The sequence below is a fragment of the Microbacterium sp. HD4P20 genome (genome assembly GCF_019449275.2).
Lineage (GTDB): Bacteria > Actinomycetota > Actinomycetes > Actinomycetales > Microbacteriaceae > Microbacterium.
Genome location: NZ_JAHZQZ020000012.1, coordinates 232,677 through 248,528, shown reverse-complemented (window position 1 = coordinate 248,528; position 15,852 = coordinate 232,677). Strand labels below are relative to the sequence as shown.

The window sequence follows — 15,852 nt, the reverse complement described above, 5'->3', positions numbered from 1 at the left end:
GCTGTGGCGCGGAACTCAGCGGACGCTGGACCGCAGATCCTCGCCCGCCTCGCCGATCGCCTCTACGGCGTCGGAGTCGAGATCCGCGGGCGCCTGGTCGGTGGCACCCGGCTCGGCGGGCGCCTCGGCCGCGGCATCCGTCGTCTCCTCGGTGGGCAACGACGGCGGAGCGGCCGCGTACGCCGCGGAGAGATCGCGATACGGCTTGGACGCGAACGCGAGCAGCACCACGACCAGCAGCACCGCGCTCGCTCCGACGAACGCCAGCGCGATGCCGCGGGCCTCGCCCTCTCCGAGCAGCCAGCCGAGCGAGTCCCGACCAGGCTGCGAGTCCATGTACGGGATGAGCCAGAATTGCGCCAACGGCCCGACGAGGAAGGCCGAGACGGGCGCGGCGGCCGACTCGACGCTCTGGGCGAACCCGAACACGCGACCCTGCTTCTCATACGGCACGACTCGCTGGACGATCGTCTGCTCGGACGCCTCGGCGATGGGCATAAGGCACATGAAGACGAGGATGCCGAGGGCATAGAGCCACCACAGCTCCCGGATGGCGAACGTCATGCCGAGCACGGCGATGCCGATGTTGACCATCAGCATCGTGCGCACCGGATTCTTGCCCAGTCCGAACTTCGCCACGAGTCCACCGCCGATGATGAAGCCGAAGCTGGCGATGCCCAGGATGATGCCCCAGATCTCGACCGAGAAGAGAGTCAGCCCGTACGGGTCCATCAGCGCCATGAAGACGCCGCCGACGAGGTTGTTGAAGGTCGAGAAGAGGATCAGCGCGAGCAGCCCGGGCACCACCATCACCGCGGGGATCACCTCACGGAAGCCGAATCCCTTGGGCGCCTCGCCCTCGATGTGTGCGATGCCGCGCTCGGGGATCGGCACGAAGAGCATGTGCAGAAGAGCGATCGCGGTCGCGACGATCGCGATCACGACGGTCCAGCCCATGCCGAGAAGGCCGACCGACAGGCCAGAGAACACGCTCGTCACCATGAACGCGATGCCGTGCACAGCGCCCACGAGGCCGTTCGCCTTGTCACGGCGGTCGCCGGGGACGAGCAGCGTCACCGTCGTCGACAGCGCGATGTTGCGCATGTTCTCGACCACGCCGCCGATGAGGATGACGCCGGCGAACACCCAGAACCATGGCCCGCCCCAGTTCACGAGCACGCTCTCGGGGAATGACAGATACAGTGCTCCGGCCAGCATGTACGTCGACAGCGTCACGACGCTGGAGATGACCATGACGGCCTTCTTCTTCATGTGGTCGACGATCGCTCCGAACACCACACCGAGGAGGGCGACCAGGAGCATGTACGAGCCGCCGATGATCGCCGTCGCCATCACCGAACGGGTCTCGAGGTATGCCCAGAAGGTCAGCGCCCACCAGAGATAGCTCGAGGTGATGTTGGCCAGCGCGGTGTTGATCAGCACCTGGTAGAAGTAGCGCAGCGTGCGCGGCCCCGGCGTGTACTGCAGGGGCTCTTCGATCGCCGGCGATGACTGGCTCATGGCATTCCTTGGCGTGTGGATTCAGCAGAGAACGGGAGGAGGGGTACTCTCAATGTGGACACCGTGCACATTGATGTTCACACCGTACACACTCGAGCGGGACGGCGCAATTGACTCCAGCGGTACGCAGCTATCATCACGGAGACCTCCGACATGCCCTCATCGACGAGGGGATGAAGCTCGCCCGGACGGGCGGCCCCGAGGCCGTCACCCTGCGCGAGGTCACGCGCGCCGTCGGCGTCTCGCCCAACGCCGCCTACCGCCACTTCGCGGACCGCGAGGATCTCGTCCGCGCGGTCGCCACCGAGGCACAACTGGCCCTCGCCCGGGCGATCGGGCAGCGCGTCGCGGCCACGCCGCCCGGACTGCCCCAGGCCGAGGCATCCGTCGAGCGACTTCGCCGTGTCGGCCACGCCTACATCGACTTCGCCCGCGCCGAGCGCGGATGGTTCGAGATGGCGTTCTCGATCCAGGACGTCCAGCCGAGCGAAGGCATCGTGACGCTCGACGACGAGGTGGTCGCGCCCTTCCAGCTGCTGCTGGACACCCTTGACGAGATGGTGGATGCCGGAGCCCTCGACCCCGAGCGTCGTCCGTTCGCCGAGTGGGCCTGCTGGTCGTCGGTGCACGGGTTCGCCGAGATCGCCGTGCACGGTCCGGTGCAGTGGCAGCCCGCACCCGTGATCGATGCCCTCGCCCATGCCGTCGTGGAGTCCACGATCACCGGCGTACGTGGCACGACTGCCGCCCTGGATGCCGCAACCCGCGGCGCCCGGTCTTCGGCCACCTGAACCCCAGCCTCCTAGACTTCGCGCATGACCCCTGCATCGCCGGCAGCCGGAGCCCGGCCCGGACCGGTGCGCCGCGGGCTGTGGTGGGCGGCCGACTATGCCTACGCCCTACGACGACAACTCGCCGTGCTGACCCTGCCGTGGGCGATCGGTCGTCGCCGGCCGACTCCGGACGCATGGCGGCGGGCCGACGCCACGCTACCCGAGGTGTACCTGCTGCCCGGCGTGTACGAGCACTGGACCTTTCTGCGGCCGCTCGGCGACGCACTCGCGGCGGCGGGGCATCGGGTTCTCGTCGTCCACGGCCTCGGGGTGAATCGGCGCAGCATCCCCGACACCGCCGAGCGCCTCACGCGGCTGCTCGCCGCCACGCCGCCGCCTGAGGCCGGGCGTGTCCTCGTGGCGCACAGCAAGGGCGGCCTCATCGGCAAGCATGTGCTCGTGCGTTCGGGAGCAGCGATCGACGCGGCGGCCGAAGCGGCTGCGGGCGGGGAGCCGGCGGATGCCGCGGCCACCGCTACCCCGCCTGCCGGGGGCGCCGCGCTCGGGCTGCTCGGACTGGTCGCCGTCGCGACCCCGTTCGGCGGCGCCCGCCGTGCGCGGCTGCTGTTCGCGGACCCGAGCATCCGCGCCTTCCTTCCCGAAGACGAGACGATCGTCATGCTCGGACGCGAGACGTCGATCAATGGACGGATCGTCTCGGTGTTCGGCCCGTTCGATCCGCACATCCCCGAAGGCAGCGCGCTGGACGGTGCGACCAACATCGCCGTGACCGCCCGGGGCCACTTCCGGATACTGGGCTCACCTGTGACCCATCGCGCCGTGCTGGACGGCATCGCCCTGCTCTCGCGCCCCTGACTCCCGGCATCCGGCGTTCAGGGTGCGCTCGTGCCCACCGAACGCCAGGCCGCGAGGATCTCGACGTGCCGCAGCAGGAAGGCGCGCTCATCGAGGCGCTTGCGCCGCAGCCACCCCGTGACTTCGTCGTTGCTCTTGCTGGCGTTGCACGAGCGGCACGCGGGAACCACGTTCTCGAAGGTATAGCGGCCGCCGCGCGAGATCGGCAGGACGCAGTCCTTCTGGAACGGCCCCTCGGCGAGCCCGCAGTACGCGCATGCTCCCCACGCCTCGAGGATCGCCGCCCATTCGTCGAGCGTGAGGTCGTTGTCGACGGCCGCGACGCGGCGCGCCCGGCGCCGCGCGGCGCGCGCACGACGGGTCTGACTCACGGGCATGCTCGCAGGCTACCCGCGCCCGGCGCCCGGACGGCGGCGCCGGGCCGCCCCGCCCTTCATGTCGAGTACGTGCGTTCTCGCCGAGACAGCACGCCGTCGACGTCGGCAGCATGCGGTTTCGGCGAGACCATGTGTACTCGGCGGGAGGTCACAGCGAGCGGGCTCGGCGAGACCGGGCGTACTCGGCGGGAGGTCACAGCGAGCGGGCTCGGCGAGACCGGGCGTACTCGGCGGGGTCACAGCGAGCGGGCTCGGACTGTGAGGATTGCGAAACCAACGCGCGCCCCGGTGCGGGTACCGTAAAGGACGTGACCGCCCCCGTCGACGCCACCGCCACCTCCGCCTGGGCTGAGCTCAGCAGCATCCGCGACTCGTTCTCGCCCGATCTGCGGGGCTGGTTCGCCTCCGATCCGCACCGTGTCGAGCGCTTCACCTTCGACCTCGCCGACCTGCACGTCGACCTGTCGAAGAACCTGCTGACCGACGAGATCCTCGCCGCGCTGGTGCGCCTCGCGGAGCAGACGGGCGTGGCCGAGCGCTATGCCGCGATGCTCGCCGGCGAGCACATCAACACCACCGAGGACCGCGCGGTGCTGCATACCGCACTGCGGCGCCCGGCCGGGGCATCCCCCGCCCTCGTCATCGACGGGCAGGACGTCGATGCCGACGTGCATGCTGTGCTCGACGCGATGTCGCTCTTCGCCGACCGCGTGCGCAGTGGCGAATGGACCGGCGTGACCGGCAAGAAGGTCACCCACATCGTCAACATCGGCATCGGCGGATCCGATCTCGGGCCCGTCATGGTCTCTGCCGCGCTCGAGCCCTATGCGACGGCCGGCATCGAGGCGCGTTTCGTCTCGAACATCGATCCCACCGACATCGCGCAGAAGACGAAGGGGCTCGATCCCGAGACCACGCTCTTCATCGTCGCCTCGAAGACCTTCACGACGCTCGAGACGCTCACCAATGCCCGCCTGGCCCGTGACTGGCTCTGGGCGGGTCTCGAGAGCGCCGGTGCCATCGACGGCTCCGACGATGCGAAGACGGATGCCGTCGCCCATCACTTCGTGGCAGTCTCGACCGCGCTCGACAAGGTCGCCGCGTTCGGCATCGACACCGACAACGCGTTCGGGTTCTGGGATTGGGTCGGCGGGAGGTACTCCGTCGACTCGGCGATCGGGCTCTCGCTGATGATCGAGCTCGGACCGGACGTCTTCCGTGAGCTGCTCGCCGGTTTCCACGCCGTCGACGAGCACGTGCGCACCACTCCTCTCGAGCAGAACGTTCCGGTCGTGATGGGCCTGCTGAACGTCTGGTACTCGAACTTCCTCGGCGCGCAGTCGCACGCCGTGCTGCCGTACGCGCAGCAGCTGCACCGTTTCGCCGCGTACCTGCAGCAGCTCACGATGGAGTCGAACGGCAAGTCGGTGCGCTGGGACGGCAGCCCCGTCACCACCGACACGGGCGAGGTGTTCTGGGGCGAGCCCGGCACCAACGGGCAGCACGCGTTCTATCAGCTCATCCACCAGGGCACGCGCCTGATTCCGGCGGATTTCATCGCGTTCGCCAACCCGGCGTACCCGCTCGCCGACGACGGACGCGATGTGCACGGACTGTTCCTGTCGAACTTCCTCGCGCAGACCAAGGCCCTTGCGTTCGGCAAGACCGCCGAAGAGGTCGAGGCCGAGGGCACGACCGGCGCGCTCGTGGCCGCACGGACATTCGCCGGCAACAAGCCGACGACGTCGATCTTTGCCCCGGCACTCACGCCGTCGGTGCTCGGCCAGCTCATCGCGCTGTACGAGCACATCACCTTCACCCAGGGCGTGGTGTGGGGCGTGAACTCGTTCGACCAGTGGGGCGTCGAGCTCGGCAAGCAGCTCGCGCTGCAGATCGCGCCCGCGATCGAGGGCGACGAGCAGGCCGTTGCGGCACAGGATGCCTCCACCCGGGCGCTCCTCGCATACTACGCCGCGCACCGTAAGGACTGAGTGAATCCGGATGCCGGTGGCCCCGGCATCCTTCCCGCGTCGAGGGCCGCGTACACGGTTCGTCCAGCAAAACCGGAGGACTCGTCCAGACCGGCGGCGCAGACTCGGGGACTTGTGCGTCCACCCGAGGGCGCCCCGCACGGCTGAGCCCGCGCGGAACACCCGAAGGATCGTACGTTCGTCATGCTCTCAGACCCCTCGTCCTCTCCTGCCCGCCGCACGCTCCGCGCCCGCCGGACTCGCCGGCGCCGCGCCCTGCCGGTGATCGCCGTCGCCGCGGCCGGGATCGTCGCATCCGTCGGCCTCACGCTCGCGCCGCCGAGCCTCGCCGCCGCAGCCGCCTCCCCCCTGACGGCTTCGTCGGCAGCCGTCGCCGCCGCCGCGAGTGTGCTCCCGGCCACCGAGTCGCTGCGCGACGTCGCCGCCGACGCGGATGCCACTCTCGAGACGGGACGGCTCGCATTGGCAGAGGCCGCCGCCACCGATGCCGAGATCGTCGGGTCAGGACTGGAACTGGGCGCCGAGAACAGCACGATCGACACCACTCGCCTCCGCGTCGCGATCGCCGAGCTCGCGAACCTCGACATCGTTCCGCTGCTGCTGCTGCCCGACGCTGCCGATGACGTCGCCACCCAGACGCGGACGATCACCGCTCGCATCGCCGAATTGCGGGAACGTCTCGACACCGCGCGGACCCAGCGGGCCGCCGAGGAAGCAGCCGAGGAGGCTGCTGCCGCGGCCGCTGCGGCGGCAGCCGAAGCGCAGCGGCAGGCCGAAGCGGCCGCAGCCGCGCTCGCTGCTGCGAACACTCCCGAGGGTGCCCGCGCGACGGCCCAGGCGATGGCGGCCGAGCGCCACGGCTGGGGCGCCGACCAGTTCTCGTGCCTGAACTCGCTGTGGGAGAAAGAGTCGAACTGGAACTACCAGGCCTATAACGCCTCCAGCGGTGCCACCGGCATCCCGCAGTCCCTCCCCGGCAGCAAGATGGCCACGGCCGGCGCCGACTGGCAGACCAACGCCGCGACGCAGATCGCGTGGGGCCTGGACTACATCTCGCGCGCCTACGGCTCGCCGTGTGCCGCGTGGGGCCACTCGCAGGCGACCAACTGGTACTGACGCACCGGCGCCGTCGCGATTCAGGTCAGAGCGCGGCGAGCCAGTCGTCGAACGTCGTCGGCGTGATCCGCGCGCCGTCGCCCGGCAGCATGACCTCTCCGGCGAACTCGACGCCGAGGGCCACACCCCGCCAGCTCGCCCGGAGCGGCCGGGCATCCGCGTGGGCCGCACGCGTGCGACGCGCCATGTCGACGGCGTCCTCCGTCAGGGGGCCCGCGATGTCGGCGTAGCGTCCCTGCGGCTCGCCCTCGGCCAGTTCGACCAGCACGTCGGCGACGTCTTCCGGTGCGGCCGGCTGCAGCAGGAGCGGCGGCACGTGCGACACTCCGTCGACCGTGCTCCAGTCGGCGATCATCGCCGGAAAGTCGTGGAACTGCGTCGCGGGAGCGATCGTGTACGGCACCGGACCGGCGGCAACGACCTGCTCCTGAACCCGCTTGCCGTAATAGTGCGGGTTGCCGAGCACCCGGTCGGCGGCGGCGATCGACAGCGCGATGTGGTGACCCACACCGGCCTTCGCCTCGGCGGCGAGCAGGTTCTCGCTGACGGCGGCGAACACTCGCTCCGCAGTCGCGACCTCGGCGACGGCCGGATTGCTGACGTCGATGACGACGTCGACTCCGGCGAGCGCGCCGTGCAGCCCCTCACCCGTGACGAGATCGACGCCCTGCCCGCGGCTGAGAGACACGACGTCATGGCCGCGAGCGCGAAGACGCTTCACCACGAGGGCTCCGATCCGACCGGTACCGCCTGCCACTGCACTGCGCATGAGACCTCCTATTATGGATATTTAGTGTCCACAATAACCGTGACAGGTATCCTGGACAAGTGAAACTTCCCGAGACCACGGAGTGGGCGCTGCACACGGCCGCAGTGCTCGCACAACTCCCCGCGGACTCGACGATCTCGGGAGCGCAGCTGGCCGTGCACTTCGGCGTACCCAACCCTTACCTCTCGAAGCAGCTCGCGAAGCTCGTGCGCGGCGGCATCCTCACCGGCAGCACCGGACCGCGCGGAGGCTTCCGCCTGGCGCGGCCGGCATCGCAGATCACCCTCCTCGACGTCGTCGCGGCCGTCGACGGCGTCTCGGATCCCTACGTGTGCCGCGAGCTGCGACAGCAGGGCCGCGGGAGTGCCCGGCCCGAAGACTGCACGCGGCCGTGCGCACTGGCGGCGGCCATGCATCGCGCCCACGACGCATGGCTGGAGTCGCTTCGAGCGGTCACGCTCGGTGAGATCGCCGCGGGCCTCGCCCCCGAGGTGATCGCGAAGAACCGCCGGCTGCTCGTCGAGGATCCGCTTCCGCACCGCTGAAGCCGGCGCGCCGCGAGTGGATGCCGCGAGTCCATCCTGGCCGACGGACGGACGGGCGTTCAGTGAACGGGCGTCTGCGACCCGTAGTACTGCGCGACCTGCTGCGAGCTCAGCCAGCCGTCGAAGGTCTCAGCCTGCGGCCAGCCCTCCGGAGAGTTCTGCCACGCTTCTCGACGCCCGTAGGGCGGAACCTCCGGTATGCAGGTGTGGATGTTCACACTGTACACATCTACACTCCTCCCTCGGTCACGAAAAGATAACGGCAAACCCTTGCCCTCGTTATCTCGCCGTTATACAGTGCTTGCACGGTAGTTGTTTTGCTGTGGCAGCTACCGGCATGTGATTGCAGGACACTCTTGGTGCAAAGGGACAAGGGCCGGTCGGTAGCCTCTCCGACCGGCCCTCACCTTTGCCCGCCGCGCCGCCAAGGCGCGACGGGATTCAGATCACAGAAAGATAACGAGAAGACCTTGCCTTCGTTACCTGGCCGTTATAGAGTTCAGGAACGGTAGTTGTTTTGCTGTGGCAGCGACCGGAATGTGATTGCAGGACACTCTTGGTGCAGGGACAAGGGCCGGTCGGTAGCCTCTCCGACCGGCCCTTTTCTGTGCGCTGACGCCCTCACGCCTCGACCGGTCCTACGTGACCCGCCCGTCTCCGGGACGGGCGACACGCAGCCAGCGGTAGCCGTATGCGGGCACCTCGAGCTCGATGCTCCCGCGATCCCCGAGCGGGATCCGGTCGGCGCCGAGCAGGTCGACGAGGGATGCGCCGTCCGGCTCGTCCTCGACGGTGAAGGCCGTGGTCGCCGGCGCGTCGCTGAAGTTGTGCACGGCCACCATGCGCCCGACATCCGCCTGCAGCGAATGCACCAGCACCCGCGACCCCTTCGGCGACAGCACCTCGAATCTGCCCCAGCCGAGCTCTGGAGAGATCCGATAACGCGAGATCAGGTCGCGGAAGAAGTGCAGCAGCGATTCGCGATCCTCGAGCTGATCGGCGACGTTGACGTGCTCCGGTGCGAAGCCGTCGCCCGGGGGTCTCGCGACGAGGCGCGAAGCCGCGGCATCCGAGAATCCACCGTTCTTGTCGCGTGACCACTGCATCGGCGTGCGCACGGCCTGCCGGCCGGGGATGTCGGCGTTCTCACCCATCCCGATCTCTTCGCCGTAGAACATCACAGGCGTGCCAGGCATGGTGAACAACAGGCTGTACGCCATGCGGATGCGCCGCGGGTCGCCCTCGAGCATCGCCGGCAGTCGCCTCACGATGCCACGCCCGTATACGCGCTGCTTCTCGTCCGGCGCGAGCGCCGCGAACACTTCTTGCCGCTCGTCCTCGCTCAGCTGGTCGAGTGTGAGTTCGTCGTGGTTGCGCAGGAAGTTCGCCCACTGCGTTTCGATGGGTAGCTTCGGCCGCTCGCTCAGCACCTCGACGAGGGGCGCAGGGTCCTGGCGCACGAGCGACAGGTACAGCCGCTGCATGGCGGCGAAGTCGAACTGCATCGTGAGTTCCTGGCCGTCATCGTTCGCGCCGAAGTAGGCGACCTGCTGGTCGTACGGCAGATTCACCTCGCCCAGCAGCACCGCTTCGCTCGAGCGTCGCTGCAGGAACCGCCGCACGTCGCGGAGGAAGTCGTGCGGATTGGCCATCTCGGCGCCCTCGGGCACCTCGAGCAGGAACGGCACCGCGTCGACCCGGAACCCGGCGACGCCGAGCTGCAGCCAGAACCCGACCGTTCGCGCGATCTCATCTCGTACCCGCGGATTCGCGACGTTGAGGTCGGGCTGGTGCTCGTAGAAGCTGTGCAGATACCACTGCCCCGACTTCTCGTCCTTCGTCCAGATCCCGTCCGCCTCGCCTGGGAACACCGAGTTCTTCTGACCCTTCGGAGGCGCGTCGTCTCGCCACACGTAGTAGTCGCGGTACGGCGAGTTCACGCTGCGCTTGGCCGAGACGAACCACGGATGCCGGTCCGATGTGTGGTTGATCACGAGGTCGACGATCACGCGCATCCCCCGGTCCTTGGCCGTGCGCACCATCTCGACGAATGTGCCGTGATCGCCCAGCCGCGGGTCGACGCCGTAGAAGTCCGTGACGTCGTATCCGTCGTCCCGGTCCGGCGTCGGGTAGAACGGCATGAGCCAGATGCAGGTCACACCCAGCTGGGCGAGGTAGTCGATGCGGGCGGCCAGGCCCTGCATGTCGCCGACCCCGTCGCCGTTCGAGTCGAAGAACGTCTCGACGTCCAAGCAATAGATGACGGCGGACTTCCACCACAGGTCGCTCGTGTCGGTGATTCTCATTCCCCCGAGCCTTGTCGGGACGGATGCCTCGCAGAAGCCCCTTTCGCGGGCCGCGCGGATCGGCTAGGACACGAAGAAGCGCATCGGGGCCTAGACCCCACCGCCGCCCCCACCGCCACCGCCACCGCCGGCCGAGCCGCCGCCGCTCGAGCCGCCCGATGTCGATGATGCCGACGCCGAGCTCGATGACAGATGCGAGATGCCGGCCGAGAAAGCGGCGGCGTTGAACCCGGAGCCGCCCGCGTACCACGTGGGCGAGTTGCCCTCGCCGTACAGCACAGCGAGCTCGCGTGCCCACTGCTTCTCCTGGCCGAAGACGACCGCGTAGGGCAGCAGTGTCTCGTACAGCCGCAGCATCTGGCGCGGGTCGCCGGTGTCGACGGGCACTCTCTCGGCGCCCTCCGGCGACTGCAGCATCCGGATGCGGTCGGCCTCGGCCCACTCGATGAACTGCTTGAGACCCAGGAGATGATCGCGGGTCTCGGCGCCCGCCGCCGTGAGCGGCTTGTGCACGACCAAGACGATGACCAGCAGCACGGCGAGCACAGCCGCGACGATCAGAACGATGGGCACGAGCGGCTGCACGAACCCGATGAGCCCGGCGATCCCGAAGCCGACCACGAGCACGGCGGCTCCGATCGCGACGAGGACGGGCACCGCCCGCACCCCGCCCCGCACCTGCCGCTGCAGTCCTCGCGTGACGAGCTCCTGCCCGGCGCTCTTGAGGATCGACTGCGCGGCCGACGAGAATCTCGTGTCGGTGCGACCGAACTCGAACTCGTCGCCTGGTCGGCCGTCCGGAAAGAGCCCCTGCAGCAGCATCCGCCCATCACCATCGGCCCTCGACGGATCGACGAGCACCGCTTTGAGCTTGGTGCCGCCCCACCATTTCTGCGCACCCTCTTCGATGCGGATGCTGCCCACGACAGCCTGCTCGAGCACCTCGGCCGGAATCGCCTTGGTGGTCATGCCCAGCATCACCGCGCTCTCGAGCGCGTCGATGCCCCGCGGCGGAGTGAACTCGGCCACGACGACCGGGCGGCCCGGCGCGTTGCGCAGGTGCCGCCGGCGCGTCCGCGCGGCGAGGACGACCGCGCCGCCGAGGCCGAGCGCCGCGGCGCCTGCCTGCAGCCAGCCCCACGGCGAGGCGAAGTACGTCGAGTCGAACGGCGTGAAGGTGCCCTGCTCGAAGCCGATCGCGATGGTCATGGTCTCGTGAGGAGCCAGGGGGCCGACGGATGCCTCGGCCGCGGTGCCGTCGCCGGTGATGGTGCACGTCTGGGTCGAGCCCTGGGCGCCGACGTAGCACGCCTGTTCGCCGGTACGCGCTTCGGCGAGCGCGTCTGTCATCGTGACCCGCGCGGTGACGCTGCCGAATGGCTGCTCCCAGCGGGTGCCGTTGACGTTCCAGTAGAACTCGTCTGCCGCCGTATCGGCGAAGTGGCGCGCGACGTTGGTCAGCGTGTACGTGAAGACGTAGGTCTGGCGTCCGTGCACGAAATCGTCGGCACGTGAGGTCATGACGTACCAGCCGTCTTCGGACTCCACCTCGGACGGCCGCGGGGCGCCGCTCCCGTCGGTGATCGAGACGAGCTCGGGATGCAGGGGCGCACCTTGGTACGAGTCGGGGACGGCTCGCTGCATCCCCCGGTTCTGATCGTGCTGCGGGAACAGCGCGACGAAGGTCTCGACGACCGTCAGCGTGCTCGCGCCGTCCTCATCACGGCCCAGCTGATACTCGACGTCGAGGCTCTCGAACGTGAAGTCGTTGACATCCGCGTGCGCGGCGGCGCCCCCGAGCCCTGTGAGCGTGGCGAGCAGCCCTGCGACGATCGCGACAAGCAGTCCGACGGCAGAGCGGCGGCGGCTCCGCGCACGCGCGGCGAATCCAGTCCCCATGAGGTCAGCCTACGGGTGCCGGTTCGCCGTAATCTTGTGGCTATGACCGATCGCCGCCTTGCCATCGACGCCTGGGAGAGCCTGTTCCGCGCGCAGCACGAGGTGTTCGGAGACCTCGGCGAGGACTTTCAGGACGACACGCTCAATCAGGCCGAGTACGACGTGCTGCTGACGGTCACCCGCGGCGAGAACATGACCGCACGGCTGCGAGACGTCACTGCGAACATGCTCATCAGCCAGCCCAGCGTGTCACGCCTGGTCGATCGCATGGTCGCGCGAGGCCTGATCTCGAAGTGTTCCGACCCCGATGACGGCCGTGGCTCGCTGGTGAAGGCGACGGATTCCGGAGCCGCCCTGTTCCGCCGTGTTGCGAGCGCACACGGCCGGGCGATCGCCGAGCGGATGTCGCTGCTCAGCGACGACGAACTGCAGCAGCTGCGCGAACTGACAGCCAAGTTGCGAAAGAAGCAGCCGAGCTGCTGAGTGAGCCGCCCTGCCGGACAGCCCCAACCCCACAAACGCATTCCCGCTGTGGGATACCAGAACCCCACCCTTCGCCGTCCCGCGACGGCGGGGTCTGCGTCCACCGATGCGATCACGCCTGCCTCGCGCACAATCTGGGTTCGGGCCAGGAAGTGCGAGAGTGCGGTCATTGTGAGCGCATTAGGGTGGCGGTCATGCACACGCCCGCTCCCGCCCGCCTGCAGGTCGTGGCCGGCCCGATGTTCGCCGGCAAGTCAGAGGAACTGCTGCGCCGCGTCCGGCGCGCGCGCATCGCCGGCCTGTCGGTCGATGTCGTCAGTCACGCACTGGACGACCGGCGCGGCGAGGGGCAGATCAGTTCGCACTCGGGCCTCGCCGTGCCTTCGCGCTCGGTGGCGGACGTCGACGCGCTCGTCGCCGGTGTGAGCGGTCGCGGACTGGATGTCGTCGCGATCGACGAGGCGCAGTTCTTCGGGAGAGACCTCGTCGAAGCCGTCGACACACTCGTCGCCGCTGACGTCACCGTGATGGTCGCCGGATTGTGCGTCACGTTCGACGGTCGCCCGTTCGAACCGCTGCCGTCGCTGATGGCGATCGCCGACGACGTACTCAAACTGACGGCCGTGTGTGCGGTGTGCGGCGCCGACGCGGCATACCACCAGCGCCTCTCTCCCGACGACCCCGGTGACCCGCGCGTTCCGACACCCGCCCAGGTGGGCGGCATCGAGTCGTACCAGGCGCGCTGCCGCCGTCACTTCACCGGCTCGATGGGGCCCGAAGACGACGGAACGGATGCCTCATCCCGGGGGTGAGGCATCCGTTCCTGTCTTGTGGGTCTTGGCCTACTGCTCGATCGGCTGCGGCTCTTCCGCGTTCGACTGGTTGCTCTCCTGCGCCTGGAGCACCGGGGCCGAACCCTCGGAGCTGACCTCGATCTTGCGCGGCTTCGCCCTCTCGCTGACCGGGATCGTGACGCTCAGGACGCCGTTGTTGTAGTTCGCCGAAATACGGTCGGTGTCGATGCCCTGGCCGAGGTTGAGCTGTCGCAGGAAGCTCGCGGCCTCGCGCTCGCGCGTGATCCACTTGACGTCTTCGCCGCTGGTCAGGGTGCGCTCGGCGCGGATGGTCAGGAGCTGGCCATCGACGTCGATGTCGACCGAGCCCGGGTCGATGCCGGGAAGGTCGGCGGTCAGCACGTAGTGGTCTCCGTCGCGATAGAGGTCCATCGGCATGCGCCGCGGGCCGCGGCGGGTGTCGAAGAGGCTCGACGCGAGGCGGTCGAGGTCGCGGAACGGGTCGTACGTGGCCATGGTTTCTCCTCTCTAGTCTGGAAGTTGAGCCCACTCGGCTCAACTACGACCAGATTAGCACTCTCGGTATGCGAGTGCTAATGGATTCTCCGTTCGCTCTGAGCGAACTTGCCGCCGACCGGGGCCGGACGCTGACCTCACGCGGCAACCCCACCAACAACCCGCACAACGCGCCACCCCAACCGGCGGATCTCAGCACTCGATGACGTTGACCGCGAGGCCGCCCTCGCTCGTCTCCTTGTACTTGTGCGACATGTCGATGCCGGTCTGGCGCATGGTCTCGACGACGGTGTCGAGCGAGACGTAGTGCGAGCCGTCGCCGCGCAGCGCGAGCCGCGCCGCCGTGACCGCGGTCGAGGCGGCGATCGCGTTGCGCTCGATGCACGGGATCTGCACGAGGCCGCCGACCGGGTCGCACGTGAGGCCCAAGTGGTGCTCCATCGCGATCTCGGCGGCGTTCTCGATCTGCCGGTTGGTGCCGCCCATCACCGCGGTCAGGCCGCCGGCGGCCATGGCGCACGCCGATCCGACCTCGGCCTGGCACCCTCCCTCGGCGCCCGAGATCGACGCGTTCGCCTTGAACAACGAGCCCAGCGCGGTGGCGGTGAGCAGGAACCGGCGGATGCCGCGGCGGCGGTTCGCTTCGGCGATCAGGCGTTCGTCCTCCAAAGCACCGGGCGCAGGCGCGTGCGCGCCCTCACCGAACCCGAGCAGGGCACTGCCGACGAGCTCGCCGTAGGGTGTGACCGCGTTCCCGGCGCCGAGTCCCGAATCCGCCAGGAACCGCCACCAGTACATCGCCACAGCGGGGACGATGCCCGCGGCGCCGTTGGTCGGGGCGGTGACGACGCGCCCGCCCGCGGCATTCTCCTCGTTCACAGCGAGCGCGAACGCGCCCAGCCACTCCCCCGGCAGCTCGCGCCTTCCGTCGGCCTCGGCGGCTTCCAGCTGCGCGCGGATCGCAGCCGCCCGCCGCTTCACGCCCAGCATGCCCGGAAGCACGCCTTCGGCCTGGAGCCCCGCTCCGACGCAGCCTGCCATCGCATCCCAGATCGCGTCGAGGCCGTCGGCGAGTTGTTCGTCGCTGCGCAGTGTCACCTCGTTCAGCCGCGCGGCCTCGGCGATCGTGAGTCCGCGTTCGTCGCACAGTGCGAGAAGCTCTTCCGCACTGGCGAAGTCGACGGGGAACGTGTGCTCGCGGGTACGCGCCGCTTCGCCTTCCCGCCGGACGAACCCGCCGCCCACTGAGTAGTACGTCTCTCGCGCGAGAAGTCCGGGCGACGCCGCAGCGGAGGCCACGGCTAGCTCCCCCGCACCGGCACCCGTCGCCCGCACCCCGAGCGCACGGTCATGGCTCTGGCGCGCCGGTCCCTGCTCCGTCGACGCCCACGCCTCGAGCGTCATCGCGTTGGGATGCCCGGGCAGGCGGGTCCGCGGCTCGAAGAGGATGTCGGCCCGGTCGAACGACACCGATTGCTCGCCACCCAGGTCAAGGGGGCGATCGCGGGGCCATTCGCTCCACGAGGAACGTACGTCATCCGGATCCGCTGTCTCGGGTCGCAGCCCGCGCAGCCCCGCCACAACGGCATCGGGCGTTCCGTGCCCGATGCCAGTGGCCCCCAGCGATCCGTACAGGGTGCACGTCACGCGCTCGACCCGGGCCAGCAGCCCCGCCTCACGCAACCGGACGACGAAGTCATGCGCGGCCCGCATGGGGCCGACTGTGTGGGAGCTCGAGGGTCCTACGCCGATGGAGAACAGCTCGAACGCCGAGACGTAGGCGCTCACACCTCCAGGCTACGCCGTCGGTCGGGCAGAGTGCACGCCTGGGCTGATGATGGACGGGCAGGATGCCGCGGCACGGGTGGGCGCGTCATGCAGTGTGC

The 15,852-nt window shown here is 69.1% G+C and carries 15 protein-coding genes; 7 read left to right on the top strand and 8 right to left on the bottom strand.

Annotation, left to right across the window (positions count from 1 at the left end):
* Positions 1-15: 15 nt before the first annotated feature.
* Positions 16-1,521: an MFS transporter gene (locus K0817_RS06190; protein WP_219980512.1), complete on the bottom strand. Its 1,506-nt coding sequence runs from the start codon at positions 1,519-1,521 to the stop codon at positions 16-18.
* Positions 1,522-1,631: 110 nt separating this feature from the next.
* Between K0817_RS06190 and K0817_RS06185 the strand changes: the two genes are divergently transcribed.
* Together K0817_RS06185 and K0817_RS06180 are read left to right on the top strand one after the other, a co-directional pair.
* Positions 1,632-2,312, top strand: coding sequence for a TetR/AcrR family transcriptional regulator (locus K0817_RS06185; RefSeq protein WP_219980511.1), 681 nt, complete (start codon positions 1,632-1,634; stop codon positions 2,310-2,312).
* A 24-nt stretch (positions 2,313-2,336) separates the two neighbouring features.
* A complete protein-coding gene (locus tag K0817_RS06180; RefSeq protein ID WP_219980510.1) occupies positions 2,337-3,170 on the top strand; it encodes a triacylglycerol lipase in 834 nt (277 codons plus the stop codon).
* Between the two features lie 17 nt (positions 3,171-3,187).
* Here K0817_RS06180 and K0817_RS06175 read toward each other — a convergent pair whose 3' ends face one another.
* Positions 3,188-3,547, bottom strand: coding sequence for an HNH endonuclease (locus K0817_RS06175; RefSeq protein WP_219980509.1), 360 nt, complete (start codon positions 3,545-3,547; stop codon positions 3,188-3,190).
* 308 nt (positions 3,548-3,855) lie between these two features.
* Between K0817_RS06175 and pgi the strand changes: the two genes are divergently transcribed.
* Together pgi and K0817_RS06165 are read left to right on the top strand one after the other, a co-directional pair.
* Positions 3,856-5,538, top strand: coding sequence for a glucose-6-phosphate isomerase (pgi, locus tag K0817_RS06170; RefSeq protein WP_219980508.1), 1,683 nt, complete (start codon positions 3,856-3,858; stop codon positions 5,536-5,538).
* A gap of 183 nt (positions 5,539-5,721) precedes the next feature.
* Positions 5,722-6,654 carry a phospholipase gene (locus tag K0817_RS06165; protein WP_219980507.1) on the top strand — a complete coding sequence of 311 codons (933 nt, stop codon included), beginning with the start codon at positions 5,722-5,724 and terminating at the stop codon, positions 6,652-6,654.
* 25 nt (positions 6,655-6,679) lie between these two features.
* On the opposite strand, the gene K0817_RS06160 is transcribed toward K0817_RS06165, so the two are convergent.
* Complete coding sequence (locus K0817_RS06160) at positions 6,680-7,423, bottom strand: SDR family oxidoreductase (RefSeq protein ID WP_219980506.1); 744 nt, start codon at positions 7,421-7,423, stop codon at positions 6,680-6,682.
* 59 nt (positions 7,424-7,482) lie between these two features.
* Between K0817_RS06160 and K0817_RS06155 the strand changes: the two genes are divergently transcribed.
* Positions 7,483-7,968 carry an Rrf2 family transcriptional regulator gene (locus K0817_RS06155; protein ID WP_219980505.1) on the top strand — a complete coding sequence of 162 codons (486 nt, stop codon included), beginning with the start codon at positions 7,483-7,485 and terminating at the stop codon, positions 7,966-7,968.
* 59 nt (positions 7,969-8,027) lie between these two features.
* On the opposite strand, the gene K0817_RS06150 is transcribed toward K0817_RS06155, so the two are convergent.
* From K0817_RS06150 to K0817_RS06140, 3 genes are all read right to left on the bottom strand, one after another.
* Positions 8,028-8,195 carry a hypothetical protein gene (locus tag K0817_RS06150; protein WP_219980504.1) on the bottom strand — a complete coding sequence of 56 codons (168 nt, stop codon included), beginning with the start codon at positions 8,193-8,195 and terminating at the stop codon, positions 8,028-8,030.
* A 411-nt stretch (positions 8,196-8,606) separates the two neighbouring features.
* The gene (locus K0817_RS06145; protein WP_219980503.1) at positions 8,607-10,274 is read right to left on the bottom strand and encodes an alpha-amylase family protein; all 1,668 of its coding nucleotides are present in this window, start codon (positions 10,272-10,274) and stop codon (positions 8,607-8,609) included.
* 90 nt (positions 10,275-10,364) lie between these two features.
* The gene (locus tag K0817_RS06140) at positions 10,365-12,173 is read right to left on the bottom strand and encodes a DUF2207 domain-containing protein (RefSeq protein WP_253735220.1); all 1,809 of its coding nucleotides are present in this window, start codon (positions 12,171-12,173) and stop codon (positions 10,365-10,367) included.
* A gap of 42 nt (positions 12,174-12,215) precedes the next feature.
* Between K0817_RS06140 and K0817_RS06135 the strand changes: the two genes are divergently transcribed.
* Positions 12,216-12,656: a MarR family winged helix-turn-helix transcriptional regulator gene (locus K0817_RS06135; RefSeq protein WP_219980907.1), complete on the top strand. Its 441-nt coding sequence runs from the start codon at positions 12,216-12,218 to the stop codon at positions 12,654-12,656.
* Positions 12,657-12,850: 194 nt separating this feature from the next.
* Entirely contained in the window at positions 12,851-13,468 is a 618-nt protein-coding gene (locus tag K0817_RS06130; RefSeq protein WP_219980502.1) for a thymidine kinase, read from the top strand.
* A 30-nt stretch (positions 13,469-13,498) separates the two neighbouring features.
* On the opposite strand, the gene K0817_RS06125 is transcribed toward K0817_RS06130, so the two are convergent.
* Together K0817_RS06125 and K0817_RS06120 are read right to left on the bottom strand one after the other, a co-directional pair.
* Positions 13,499-13,966, bottom strand: a complete 468-nt coding sequence (locus tag K0817_RS06125; protein ID WP_219980501.1) for an Hsp20/alpha crystallin family protein — start codon at positions 13,964-13,966, stop codon at positions 13,499-13,501.
* Positions 13,967-14,158: 192 nt separating this feature from the next.
* Positions 14,159-15,754: an L-serine ammonia-lyase, iron-sulfur-dependent, subunit alpha gene (locus K0817_RS06120; protein ID WP_219980500.1), complete on the bottom strand. Its 1,596-nt coding sequence runs from the start codon at positions 15,752-15,754 to the stop codon at positions 14,159-14,161.
* Between the last annotated feature and the right edge of the window lie 98 nt (positions 15,755-15,852).

Excerpts from the sequence above, each read along its gene's own strand:
- K0817_RS06190 (WP_219980512.1), bottom strand. The coding sequence starts at position 1,521 with ATGAGCCAGTCATCGCCGGCGATCGAAGAGCCCCTGCAGTACACGCCG.
- K0817_RS06180 (WP_219980510.1), top strand. The coding sequence starts at position 2,337 with ATGACCCCTGCATCGCCGGCAGCCGGAGCCCGGCCCGGACCGGTGCGC.
- K0817_RS06175 (WP_219980509.1), bottom strand. The coding sequence starts at position 3,547 with ATGCCCGTGAGTCAGACCCGTCGTGCGCGCGCCGCGCGGCGCCGGGCG.
- K0817_RS06165 (WP_219980507.1), top strand. The coding sequence starts at position 5,722 with ATGCTCTCAGACCCCTCGTCCTCTCCTGCCCGCCGCACGCTCCGCGCC.
- K0817_RS06160 (WP_219980506.1), bottom strand. The coding sequence starts at position 7,423 with ATGCGCAGTGCAGTGGCAGGCGGTACCGGTCGGATCGGAGCCCTCGTG.
- K0817_RS06145 (WP_219980503.1), bottom strand. The coding sequence starts at position 10,274 with ATGAGAATCACCGACACGAGCGACCTGTGGTGGAAGTCCGCCGTCATC.
- K0817_RS06140 (WP_253735220.1), bottom strand. The coding sequence starts at position 12,173 with ATGGGGACTGGATTCGCCGCGCGTGCGCGGAGCCGCCGCCGCTCTGCC.
- K0817_RS06135 (WP_219980907.1), top strand. The coding sequence starts at position 12,216 with ATGACCGATCGCCGCCTTGCCATCGACGCCTGGGAGAGCCTGTTCCGC.
- K0817_RS06130 (WP_219980502.1), top strand. The coding sequence starts at position 12,851 with ATGCACACGCCCGCTCCCGCCCGCCTGCAGGTCGTGGCCGGCCCGATG.
- K0817_RS06125 (WP_219980501.1), bottom strand. The coding sequence starts at position 13,966 with ATGGCCACGTACGACCCGTTCCGCGACCTCGACCGCCTCGCGTCGAGC.